The sequence below is a fragment of the Candidatus Gracilibacteria bacterium genome, from assembly GCA_041658685.1.
Taxonomy (GTDB): domain Bacteria; phylum Patescibacteriota; class Gracilibacteria; order UBA1369; family UBA12473; genus JBAZZS01.
Map to the genome: position 1 here is coordinate 1 of JBAZZS010000003.1, position 12,410 is coordinate 12,410.

The 12,410-nt window shown below is 44.7% G+C and carries 8 protein-coding genes; 3 read left to right on the plus strand and 5 right to left on the minus strand.

All coding sequences use genetic code 25. From position 1 onward, the window contains the following. The coding region (locus WC882_04455; GenBank protein MFA5842885.1) for a hypothetical protein at nt 1-254 on the minus strand (254 nt) is incomplete at its 3' end. Nucleotides 255-878: 624 nt separating this feature from the next. On the opposite strand from WC882_04455, the gene uvrB reads away from it, so the two are divergent. Then, nucleotides 879-4,265 (plus strand): excinuclease ABC subunit UvrB, encoded by a 3,387-nt coding sequence (gene uvrB, locus WC882_04460; protein ID MFA5842886.1) that lies wholly within the window; start codon nt 879-881, stop codon nt 4,263-4,265. A gap of 142 nt (nt 4,266-4,407) precedes the next feature. Continuing rightward, nucleotides 4,408-4,716, plus strand: coding sequence for a GIY-YIG nuclease family protein (locus tag WC882_04465; protein ID MFA5842887.1), 309 nt, complete (start codon nt 4,408-4,410; stop codon nt 4,714-4,716). A gap of 166 nt (nt 4,717-4,882) precedes the next feature. Here WC882_04465 and WC882_04470 read toward each other — a convergent pair whose 3' ends face one another. The 4 genes from WC882_04470 to carA all read right to left on the minus strand — a co-directional run bounded on the left by WC882_04470 (nt 4,883) and on the right by carA (nt 9,635). Next, on the minus strand, nt 4,883-5,179 hold the full coding sequence (locus WC882_04470) for a type II toxin-antitoxin system RelB/DinJ family antitoxin (protein ID MFA5842888.1): 297 nt from the start codon (nt 5,177-5,179) through the stop codon (nt 4,883-4,885). An 84-nt stretch (nt 5,180-5,263) separates the two neighbouring features. Beyond that, nucleotides 5,264-6,082 carry a zinc transporter ZupT gene (gene zupT / locus WC882_04475; protein MFA5842889.1) on the minus strand — a complete coding sequence of 273 codons (819 nt, stop codon included), beginning with the start codon at nt 6,080-6,082 and terminating at the stop codon, nt 5,264-5,266. 20 nt (nt 6,083-6,102) lie between these two features. Further along, nucleotides 6,103-8,472: an exonuclease domain-containing protein gene (locus WC882_04480; GenBank protein MFA5842890.1), complete on the minus strand. Its 2,370-nt coding sequence runs from the start codon at nt 8,470-8,472 to the stop codon at nt 6,103-6,105. Beyond that, nucleotides 8,472-9,635 (minus strand): glutamine-hydrolyzing carbamoyl-phosphate synthase small subunit, encoded by a 1,164-nt coding sequence (carA, locus tag WC882_04485; GenBank protein MFA5842891.1) that lies wholly within the window; start codon nt 9,633-9,635, stop codon nt 8,472-8,474. Before carA ends, WC882_04480 begins: the two co-directional genes overlap by 1 nt. A 120-nt stretch (nt 9,636-9,755) precedes the next feature. On the opposite strand from carA, the gene WC882_04490 reads away from it, so the two are divergent. Next, complete coding sequence (locus WC882_04490; GenBank protein MFA5842892.1) at nt 9,756-12,407, plus strand: hypothetical protein; 2,652 nt, start codon at nt 9,756-9,758, stop codon at nt 12,405-12,407. Nucleotides 12,408-12,410 lie beyond the last annotated feature (3 nt).

A 12,410-nucleotide genomic window follows, 5' to 3' on the forward strand; every position in this document is an offset into this window, starting at 1 on the left:
CCGGCTCCGAGACCGACCCCGCCAGCGCCAGCGCCTACACAACCGGCTCCGAGACCGACCCCGCCAGCGCCAGCGCCTACACAACCGGCTCCGAGACCGACCCCGCCAGCGCCTGTAGCGGCGCCTTCGTCGCGATTAACCAGTGCTTCTTCCACTTCTTTAGAGCCAGAGTCTTTGACTAGGACCTCTCCTCGTTTAGAGAGAATTGCCGCTGTGGTTACGATTCTTAATGAACCCGTGCCTCCTGCTCCCACAAATCAATTTATTGTGTCTAGTCCGGATCCCCTTAGGCATTATAAGGGAGTTGTTTCCCGTGCTTATCTACGGGCTCAAGAATTGGGATTAATTAATGATAGATCTTTTGCAAATAATTCGCGTCAGCAAAGGGATTCATTAATTCAGGCTTTAGGAAGGAATAGTATTCCGAATATAATTTTAAGATGTAATTTTTAAGTGGGTTTTTAAAATTCTCTCTTAATTTTTTATTTATTCCACGTTATACTTCCTTTTACGTGAGTTTTTTAATATGTCTTTGAAAAATTATGCCCCCTAAGAAAAAACAACAGACTCAGAATGATAAGAAGATTCTCGGCGAGGAAGTCTCAACGACCCGCGAAGCTTCTATGCATGGCGTTCAAAGCAGTGATAAACCGGAGCAACTTTTTCAATTTGTTTCCGATTTTACTCCAAAAGGGGATCAACCGCGTGCCATTGCTCAACTTGTGGATGGACTTAAAAAAGGCCAGCGCCATCAGACGTTATTGGGAGCCACGGGAACAGGAAAAAGCCTTGTCGCGGATTCCAATGTTTGGCTTTATCGTTTACGACAAGGCCAATACGAATCTTTTGAGTCTTCCATCGGGGAAGTCGTGGATCATATGATTCATCAATCCAAACATGTTGTTCGAGATCGAGATGATGTTGAAATTGCTTTTGATACTTTTTGTCCGGAACTCCTTTATGCAGCTAGCATCAATCCAAATACCGGACAGTCTGAAATTAAGCGTATCACCGCTTATCAACGTCATCTTTCACCTGCTTATTTGTATGAAGTTGAAACTCGATGCGGGAGAAAAGTTCAAGTAACAGGAGATCATAATTTTTGGGTTTTGCGTAAGGGGCAATTGGTGTTAACTCGCACCGAAGCGCTTACGAAAAATGATTGTATTCCTTTGCCTCGTTGCCTGGAGTCTTTGGCTCCTCAAAAAGATTTAAAAACAATAGATTTGTTGCGTTATTTGGAACGTGAGGATCTTTTTGTGGAAGCGCAACAAGATTTAAAAGAAATGGTTTTGGCAGTTGGGGAAAATGCCGCGAGAAGAAATTTACATGGAGCTTTGTTGCGTCCGCGAGCTGAGAAATTTAGCGCTGTGAATTCCGGAAGAGAACGATTGTCTGCGGCCGCATATTCCCGTTTTATGGGAGGGAGGAATGGTCACGGAGTTCTTGGTTCTTTGCATTCGCCCACTTCATTCCTTTTGGATCTTCCCGTTACGTCGGATTTTTTGAAATTGCTTGGTTTATTCATCGCTGAAGGATGCACAACGTCTCGTAGTGTTTGTTTGTCGGTTCGTGAAGAAGAATTGGTTCGGCAAATTTCAGGGATTTTAGATCGAATGAAGTTTTCTTATGGCCGGAGAAAAACAGATGGAGATTTTTATGTGAATGATAAGACTTTCGCTGTATTTTTTAGGACGATTGCCGGTCATGGTGCTTTTAAAAAACAATTGCCGGATTTTTGGACGGAACTTTCGTTGGAACAGTTGGGCTTGTTGTTGAATATGTATTTTACCGGAGACGGATGGGTGGATAAAAATGACGTGAAATGTACGACGGCGAGTGAGAAATTGGCTTCACAACTTTTGTATGCGTTGAATCGATTTGGCATTTGGGGTCGGTTGAAAAAACGTTGGCAACGTGCCACCAATTCAACGAATCCGGGGAATTGGTATTATCAAATCACAATTTCCGGACAGTCTTCGCTTAAATGTTTTTCTGAAAATATTGGATTTTCTTTGGGGCGAAAAACTTGCAAATTGGAGCGTCTTTTAAAGAGGGTTTCTTGCGAGAATACCAATGTGGATTTGGCTCCCGGTGCAGGTGTCTTTTTGAAACGCCTTCGCGAAAAATATAGCTTATTCCAGCGGCAAATGGCTTGTTATGCGGGATTGGGACGTGCTGCAATAGGTATGATTGAGCAAGGGAAACGGCAGATTTCACAACAGGCTTTGAGACGATTTTTAGAACAATGGCCCCATGGGGAATCCGAGGATATTTTGAGCTTAAAACTTTTAACAAAATCGTATTGGACGCCGGTTGAATTTTCTAAAAAATATCTTTCCAAAGAAAAATACGTTTATGATTTTTCAGTGGAAGACAATGAGACTTTTTTGGCCGGATTTGGCGGAATGTATGTGCATAACACCATGACCATCGCGAAAGTCATTGCCGAGGTTCAGCGTCCCACCATCGTGATCGCGCACAATAAAACCCTTGCCGCTCAACTTTGCTCTGAGTTTCGGGAATTTTTTCCGAACAATTCCGTGCATTATTTTGTTTCGTATTACGACTATTATCAGCCTGAGGCGTACAACCCACACACAGATACGTACATTGAAAAAGACGCGGCCATCAATGAGGAAATCGATAAGTTTCGTCATGCGGCAACCATGCATCTTCTCACGCGGCGCGATGTGATTATTGTGGCTTCGGTTTCTTGTATTTACGGCCTCGGTTCTCCGAGCGAATACCTGGATCTCAGTATTGAAATTAAGGCCGGGGACAGCATTCCGCGCGACCGTTTGCTTCGTCGGCTCACGGATTTGTTGTACACGCGCGCGGCTATGGATTTTAAACCCGGCATGTTTCACGTGCTTGGCGATACGGTGGAGATTTTGCCGCCGGGCCAGGATTTTGCGTATCGGTTGGAGTTTTTTGGAGATGAAATTGAGCGAATTTCCGAGGTGGACGCGTTCACCGGGGAGCTTCAACATGAAATGGAATCCATTCGACTTTTTCCGGCCAAACACGCCATCACAACCAAGGAGCGTATTGAGAAATCGGTTCAGCAAATTCGCGCAGACCTTGAGGTTCGCGTGGAGGAATTGCAAAAAAGCGGGCGCATGATTGAGGCGCAACGCCTGCGCACCAAGACCGAATACGATCTCGAAATTTTGATCGAAACCGGGTATTGCCCGGGTGTTGAAAATTACACGCGCTATTTGAATGACCTTAAGCCCGGCCAGCCGTCCGCCACATTACTCGATTATTTTCCGGATGATTTTTTGATGGTGATTGATGAATCGCACATGACGGTTCCCCAAATCGGGGCCATGTACAACGGGAATTTCAGTCGCAAACAGACCTTGGTGGAGTATGGATTTCGTCTCCCGTCTGCGCACGACAATCGACCGCTCAAGTTTGAGGAGTTTGAAAATTATATGAAGCAGGTGATTTTTGTTTCCGCCACGCCGTCCAAATACGAGTACGAGCACACGCCAAAAGAATCGATTGCCGAACAAGTCATTCGTCCGACCGGTTTGTTGGATCCCGAAATTGAAGTGCGTCCGACCGAGGGTCAAGTCCCGGATTTACTCGAGGAAATTAAGAAACGCACGGTTCAAAAAGAACGAACCCTTGTCACGACTTTGACCAAACGGGCCTCAGAAACGCTGACCGATTTTTTGACGGAAAAAGGCATTGCGGTTCGCTATTTGCACTCGGATGTGGATACGCTCGAGCGTGTGGAAATTTTGCGCGATTTTCGATTGGGAAAATTTGATGTGTTGGTGGGAATCAACTTGCTGCGTGAGGGACTCGACTTGCCCGAGGTTTCATTGATTGGAATTTTGGATGCGGATAAACAAGGATTTTTGCGGTCTGCTACGGCGCTCATTCAAACCATTGGTCGTGCAGCGCGCAATGTGAATGGTCGGGTGATCATGTATGGCGATAAAATTACGGATGCCATGAAACAGGCGATTGATGAAACCGACCGTCGTCGTACGATTCAGCGTGAGTACAATACTAAGCATGGCATTACGCCGGAAACGATTGTAAAAGCCGTGAAAGATTTAATGCTTCATCGTCAAGATGCGGCCAAAAAACAGGTTCGTCATTACGACAAACGCAAGATTCCCAAGAGCGAAATCAGCCGACTTGTTGAGTCTTTGGAGGCGGAAATGGATTTGGCGTCGCAGAATATGGAATTTGAAAAAGCCGCGGAATTGAGGGATGAAATTGAGAGTCTGAGAGAGGGGCTTTAGGCGTCACACTGAGTTGGAATGTCACACTGAGCCTGTCGAAGTGTGACCTCAAGAAGAGGTTTGTCCTTGAATGTGTCCTTCGACAGGCTCAGGACGACATAAAAAAGCTCACCATGGCAAAAGGTTGGAGTATAATACTTGCATGAGAAAAACATACTGGGTTTATATTTTGAGATGTTCGGATAATTCTTTTTATACTGGAGTTACGAATCATTTGGATCGTCGCATGAATGAGCATTTTGAAAGTGATGATTTGAATGGATACACTTGCACTAGGAAGCCCTTAACATTGGTTTATTATGAGGAATTTGGGGATATTAAAGAGGCCATTATTCGTGAAAAACAAATCAAGAAATGGCGACGTGAAAAGAAACAAGCTTTGATTGATGAGAATTTTAAAAAGTTAAAAAATTTATCGAAAAATTATTCTCAATTTTTTAAGAACGAATAACGTTTGATATTTTATTTGTCATACTGAGCTCAGCCTGCCGTGAGCCTGTCGAACGGTCGAAGTATGACCTTAAGAATAGGTTTGTCCTTGAAGGTGTGGTTCGACAGGCTCACCACGACAAAAAAATAGGCTTACCATGACAAAGTATGTAACGAATTGAAGTATTTTATGCTTTTGTTTTTTTTGTTAAGCGTTTAAGGGCTTTGATGGCTTCTTTTGCGGTTTTAAAAGGGCCGATTTGGTCTTTTTGAGAAGAAGCTTTTAGAATTTCTTCTTCGAAGTCAGGAGTAAATCCGTTGATAGTTTTTTCGCTTTTGAGTTCGAAGGGAATTGATTTTAGTAAAACCAGTTTTTTTAAAAATAAACGGATTGCGGTGGGCATATCCAGCCCAATGTCTTCCAAAATAAAATCAGCGTCTTTTTTGAGTTGATCGTCTATTCTAATTTGTACAGCTTTTGCCATGCTTGTGTTGTTAAACTATATTAAAAACAATCTAATTGTATGCTTTTTGCATGATAAATGCAAGTATTTGATGTAAGCTCGTCTTTACTGGAGCAATAATAAACTCATGGCCATGGTTGCCATTCCTCCGATGAGCCCGTACATCGCAAGATGGTGTTCTCCGTATTTTTGTGCGGTGGGTAAAAGTTGGTCGAGTGAGATAAAAACCATGATTCCGGCAACGGCTCCAAAGGTGATCCCAAAGGCTATCCCCCCGAAAATGGAAGAGAGAATAAAGTAACCCAGGAGTCCGCCTATGGGTTCCGCCATCCCGGATAATAAAGAATATAAAAATGCCTTTTTGCGGCTGCCGGTTGCGTAAAAAATAGGAATGGAAATCGCGATACCTTCCGGAATGTTATGAATGGCGATAGCCAAAGCGATGATGATGCCCAGTTTTATGTCTTTTAATGCGCTGAAAAAAGTAGCGATTCCTTCGGGGAAATTATGAATGGCTATAATCATGGCCGTCAAAATTCCCATCTTGAAAAGTCTTCGGTATTTTTTAGCTAAATTTTTGTCCTCCATCTCTTCTATTTTGTGTATTTCATGCGGGTTTTCAAATGCAGGTAAAATTTTATCTATTATGGCAACGATAAATATTCCTATGAAAAAGGCCAATAAGCTGACCCACCCCCCAAGGGTTTCATTGACTTCCTCTGCAAAGCAAAGTCTTGAGGTGGGTAGAATTTCCATAAAAGAGACGTAGATCATCACTCCCGCGGAAAATCCGAGCGCTACGGAAAGAAATTTTGTATTGGTTCGTTTTGCAAAGATTGCAATGAGGCTTCCCAGTCCGGTGGATAATCCTGCAAAAAGAGTGAGGCTAAATGCGATTAACAGATTTTTGAATGTTTCGTTCATGAAGAAATGGGGGGGGTAATTTAAAGCTTCACCCCTTTGGGCAAGGCCATGAGAAATTTGCGGTCATAGTGTTCGAAGCGCGGGTCCAGGATGTGGATGTCTTCGACCGACGTGTGTTCGAGGAGGCGGTAGAGATGTTTTTTGAAGAGGATCATGGCGCGCGGCAGGCTGTATCCCATGAAGCTGTTTTGAAGTTGAGCCGCCATTTTTTCGTGCAAGGGGTGAGACGCGGGATAAAACGGCAAACGTAATAAAAGGAAGGTTTTAATGGCTGTGCTTTTTTCGCTTTTGAGTGCGGCTTGGAAGAGACGTTCGGTGCCGATGAGTACGCATTTTTCAGCTTCGTGTTCAAAGCGTTGAATGATTTTTCCGATGCCGCCGGTGACGTTTTGCCCGAGTAAAATGCGGCCTTGCGATTTGCAAAATCCGGCCATGCCGTCGTGAAATTGTTCGGTGGCTTGGTTGGAATTGGCGAGGATGAAAATCGCGCCGGGTTCACCAATTTTTCCCAGGAAAATGTTTTTGATCGTGCTCAATGAGGCGCTTAAATTTTTGGGAGAATTGGGGGTTGGGAGTTCAGGATAGAGATGGAGTTGAGGGAATGTGAGTTTTCCGGAAGACGCGGGCGGGAGTTGGATTTCCTCCAAATCCGGAGAAAGCGCGTTGTTGGTTTTCATCAAGGAAAAAGAGCCTTGAATCGTGGCGAATCCGCTGACAAAAAGTTGAGTTTTGTATCGGCTCCATATTTTTTGTTGAACCAATTCTGTGATTTGAGTGGGGCAGGATCGGATCATGGGTGAGCCGTCTTCTTTGAGTTGAATCCATGTGAGCATGGTGGGTTTTAAAGAGAGTGCTTTTTTAAGTTTTTCAAAATTAAGTCGCAGTAGAATGAGCGGGACCGAGGGGGTTTGATGGGGCTCACTTAAAAGTTCCTCAAGATTTTGCAAATTGCTTTCCAAATCTTGCCATTCTTTCGCGCCCGTGAGTTCGTTGCTGAGGATGAGCTTGGGCGTGTAGTCGTTATGGGCTGCGTATTTTTCAAATAAAATTCCAATGAGTCCGAAGAGAATCATGAGGCGATTTTTGAGGGCTTCGTTTTGGGTTTTATCCGCGAGTCTCAGGAATTTTTCAGAGTGAAAATAGCGCGTGAAAAGATCGAGCGTTGCGAGTTCGAAATTTTCAATTTTATCAAAAATGAGGGCGTTGCGTTGGGGGATGAGACGTTCTTGTTCGATCACGTTTTCAAGGAGGAGATCCGGGGAAATGAGAAGAACCGGGGCACGGTGCGCTTTTTCAAGAGCGCGGGCATAAAAACAATCGGGATCTGTGCAAGGATTGGGGAGAAGATGGCTGTAAGCCGAAAGTTCGAGCCATACGTTTTCTTCGTCATCGCAAAGTGTGATTTCGTGTTTGGCGCCTTCGTGGATTTGGTCTTGCCAGAGGATGATTTTGAGAAGGGTGCGGGTTTCGGCGTCCGTGAATTGCGGTTTTTCGAGTAAGGTTTTAAGAGCCGTGGTACAGAGATATTTTCCCGGGGCGTGAAGGTGCGAGACGCGGGCGTCGGGGTCGATTTGATTGAGGGCGTCGGTGGCGATGAGAACTTTTTCGCCTGTGGATTCCACGGCTTCGGCCGCGGCAATGACGAGGTCGATGGGATTGTAAAAAGGAGCTTCGATGATGGCGCTTTGGTTTTGTTCGAGTTTTTCACGCAGTAAATCTTTAAGCGCGAGATGGGTCGGAGTGAGCCGTTTTTGATCATCGGGAGGAATTGTTTTTTGGGCCGAGTCAGTGTGCGTTTCGTTGCTTGGATTTTTTCCGAAATTTTCTTTAAATATTTCTCGCCAAGCCCATCCACTTTTCTCTAAAATGGCTTGCATCTGCGGAATCATCGTTTCCGGAATTTTTGTAATTTTTTCTTTTAAAAATTGAAATAACGCGATGGTGGCTTTCACGTCGTCCAGGGCGCGGTGTTTGCTTTCGTGAAGAAGTTTGTATTTTTCGCTTAAAATTTCCAGGCTGTAGGAAGCCTCGTGAGGCAGGAGCGTTTGCGACAAATGAAGGGTGTCGAACACGGCGCCTGAGACCGGAATTCCGTTGGCGACAAAAAAATCGATGTCGAATTGAACCGAATGGCCGAGGATGGGCGCATCGCCGATAAAGGCGATGAGGTCGTTTTTTACGGATTCGATCGCAGGGGCGGTGCGGAGATCTTCGTCTTGGATGCCGGTGAGGTTTTTGATGAATTCCGAAAGCGCGATGCCGGGGTTGATCAACGTGTGAAACGTGTCGAGCACGGTTCCGTTTTCGTCGATTTTAAGAGCTGCGATTTCGATGAGGCGATCGTTTTTGGGATCCAAGCCGGTGGTTTCGGTGTCGAGGGCGATGAACATTATAATTGGGCGATGAATTGGTCGAATAAGCCGATGGTGTCGGTGGGTCCGGGAGTGGATTCGGGATGAAATTGAACGGAGGAGAAGGGAAGAGATTTGTGTTTGATGCCTTCCACGGTTTGGTCGTTGGCGTTCTGGAGCCAGACTTTCCAGTCTTTGTTCATGGATTTTGGGTCCACGGCGTAGCCATGATTTTGGGAGGTGATGTAACAACGTTTGGTTTCAAGATCGATGCAGGGTTGATTTTGTGAGCGGTGACCGAATTTGAGTTTGAAGGTGGTTCCTCCTGCGGCAATGCCCATGATTTGTGAGCCTAGACAGATGCCGAACGTGGGGATTTTTCGTCGGAAGGCTTCTTTCATGGTTTCAACGATTTCGGGAAGGCGTGCCGGATCGCCGGGGCCGTTGGAGAAAAAGATGCCATCAAATTTGGCTTTGGGATCCTTTTTCCAGGGGTTGTAGTTCCACGGTACGCGCGTGACGCTGATGTCACGCTCGAGAAAACTTCGTAAAATATTGAGTTTCATTCCGCAATCCACGAGAATGATGTGTTTGGGATGCTTTGGTTGTGGAAAATGAGGGGAAGAAGAAGGGAAGAGCGCACTTCGCTGCGCTGTGTGCGTGCGGTAAGTGATCGGGCGTTTTACGCTGACTTTTGCCACGAGATTTTCTTTGTTTGGGTCGTAGAATTTTTCGAGAATTATTTTTCCACGAGAATCGAAGAATTGTTCCGGGTGCTTGGTGAGGACGCCGAGCATGGCGCCTTTGCTGCGAATTTTTTGCGTGAGAGTGCGGGTGTCGATATCGGTGATGGCGGGAATGTTTTGCGATGTGAGCCAGTCTCCGAGCGATTGTTTTGCTTCCCAATGATTGAAATTTTCCGAATAGTTTGCGACTACAGCTCCGGAGATGCGAATGCGGTCGCTTTCGAAGTGTTTCTCGAGCTTGTGAGCGTTTTTTGACGAGCCAGGCACGCCATAATTGCCGATGAGCGGGTAAGTGAGGACTAAGATTTGACCGGTGTAGGAGGGGTCTGTGAAACTTTCGGGATAGCCCACCATGCCGGTGTTAAATACGACTTCGCCTGAGGTTTCGGTGTCCGCCCCAAATGATTCGCCGGGGAGAGCGGTGCCATCTTCGAGGAGGAGAGTGAGTTTTTTCATTGGGGGTATTGTAGAAGGAAATCGTGGCGGAAGCGAGTTGCTTTTTAGCTTCCTTTATGTTATAATTTCACGAAAATCGCTGTTTGGCGGTTTCAAAAATAAAATTTAACATCTTGAAATATGCCTTCCGACGATCTTAGTGCTCGAAGTACTCCTTCCGGTGAATTTTATGTGCCGAAAGAAAAATATGTTGGTATGACCGCGCAAGATCGCAGTAAGGTTTATAAATCCACCAAAGAGGCGCTTGCCGGAGATTTGAGCAAGGCTTCTCTTGAGTCTTTGGCTAAAAAAGCGTGGGATGATATTGCGAATCCTTCATTGAATTATTCTTTAAAAAAGAAAGCGTCCGATCTTAAAGGGATGCCGGTGAGTCAGGCGATTTTGGAGGCTTTTACTCAGGCGAAAAAAGGCAATGCCGAGGCCTTGGGTAAACGAACGCCCAGACAAGTGATGTTTTATTGTTTGGATTATCTTCAGAATAAAGAAAAAATGCCCAACATCGATTTGGTGAAGAGAGATGAATATGTTGAAGTTTACAAAGAAGCAAGCACTCAACGTTGGAAACTTCGCGTAACCAATGACAAAGGCGAGGTTCAACGCGGGATGGATTCTTATCTTTTTCCCCCTGCCACGAGGGTGTCAAAGGCTGTGCTTTCCGGAACCGTGACTGCCGGGCGGAAGGATCCAGATGAGGAGGGAGTGAAACCGGGCGAAAAAGTAGCTGCGAAAGCTCCGGAAGGCATTAATCGAAGTCCTTTAGTTATTGAAAAATTAAATAAAGATTGGGAAGACTTGAAAGATCAATTGCCGAAATCTTATTCTTCATTTGGATTGGATTGGGGTTTTTCCGGAAATAATTATTGGGATCGAAAGATCGAGCTCGGAAAAGGAGGCAAAAAGGTGGTTGTTGAACTTGCGGTTTCGAATGAAAATTTAAATACGCAAGATCTTTTAGATTATGGTTATAAGAGTAGTAAATTGGATCTTTTTTATAATGAAACACCGGAGAAACCCGAGGCAAAGAAAAAGGCTTTAACCGAGAATTTGATCATTTTATTGGATGATTTAGTGGGGAGGAATTTTTCTGTAAAAGTCGAAGAACCCAAAGTCGAAGAACCCAAAGTCGAAGAACCCAAAGTCGAAGAACCCAAAGTCGAAGAACCCAAAGTCGAAGATCCCAAAGTCGAAGATCTCAAAGTCGAAGATCTCAAAGTCGAAGATCTCAAAGTCGAAGATCCCAAAGTCGAAGATCCCAAAGTCGAAGATCCCAAAGTCGAAGATCCCAAAGTCGAAGATCCCAAAGTCGAAGAGCCCAAGGCCGAAGAGCCCAAGGCTGAAGAGCCCAAGGCTGAAGAACCCAAGGCTGAAGAGCCCAAGGTCGAAGAGCCCAAGGTCGAAGAGCCCAAGGCTGAAGAGCCCAAGGCTGAAGAACCCAAGGCTGAAGAGCCCAAGGCCGAAGAACCCAAGGCTGAAGAGCTTAAGGAATCTTCTTATGTTCGGATGCTCAAATTAGAAGGTGAATGTATGAGTATTCTTACCGGTTACAGCAAACAACCTTTTACCGCTTATCGTTCGTCAACGGGAGGATTGACCGTAGCGCGAGAGGGGTCCGATTATAAAGGAAATTATACGGTTAACTTAAATGTGAACGGGGAGGCTCGCTCTCTTGCTTTATCCGTCGTTGTTTCATCAACAGAGCTTATTGAAGAAGGGACAGACGCACAATTTTCCAGAGATGCGGATCTTTTTCAAAAAGTTAAGGATGCGTTGCCTCAATGGCTGGAACGGGAAAATGAAAATTTAATTGTTGAAGATGGGCTTTTACAAGATATCTCTCAATTGAAAGAACAAAGTCTTGAAATCATTAACACGTATTCGCCCTTAAAGGATTATCTTGTTGGGGAGCAAGTTGCTTTTCAATCTCTGGGTTTATCGGGTAATTCTTATTATGGATTTTTGCATGTTTATTTGAAGGTGAATGGGAAAAAGCTTGATTTAAGTTTCGGGGAGGCGCTTCCTATGGCCAAGGTTAACATTCCTGCTTCCGCTACACCTATTCAAACAGCACGCTTAATTAAGAAAATGTTGTGGGCAAAAGCTCAAAAAAGCCTTTCTGAGAATCTTGAAATGTCTAATGATAAGTTAAGACAAGAACTGGAAAAAGAAGAGGCTCGTAAAAATAGAGAAAAAGAATTAAAAAAACTAGTTGCAGATTTAGGTGAAGGCTCTGTGGAGCTTGATAATCCTGCTTTGTCTGAGAAAGAAGAAAAAGCGGAAGAAGGAGGATTAGATGAAGAAGCGCCGATTTTGATTGAAGGTGAACCAAAAGATGTTCCAGAGGCAGTAGATGACAAGGGTGAAGATGAGGACCTTGAGCGGCCAGTTCATTTTGATGATTCAGAATCCGTATTACCAGAAGCCTCTGTTGTTTTAGATCATTTTACGGAAAAAACAAATTATTATGAGTTTGGCTATCAAGGGCAAACGTTTCACATTATGAAAAATGTCACTCCCTATGATGTCCCGGCCCCGAGTCCTGCGCCGGGTCGTTATACATGGGTTTCTCCTGAGGATGCCCAACTTGTTCGGACTTTATTTGGCGCGGCTCAATTGAGAGTGGCTGCTATTGATAAAAAGGGAGGGTTTGTAAGAACAAATGTAGAGGGGAAATTCATTGACCCTGAAACAGGCGAAGTTATTGAGGTTAAACCGGGAAGTACGAATAAACCTTCGGTTATTACTCTTTTTAAGAAAATAGAAAAACCAAAATAGCTT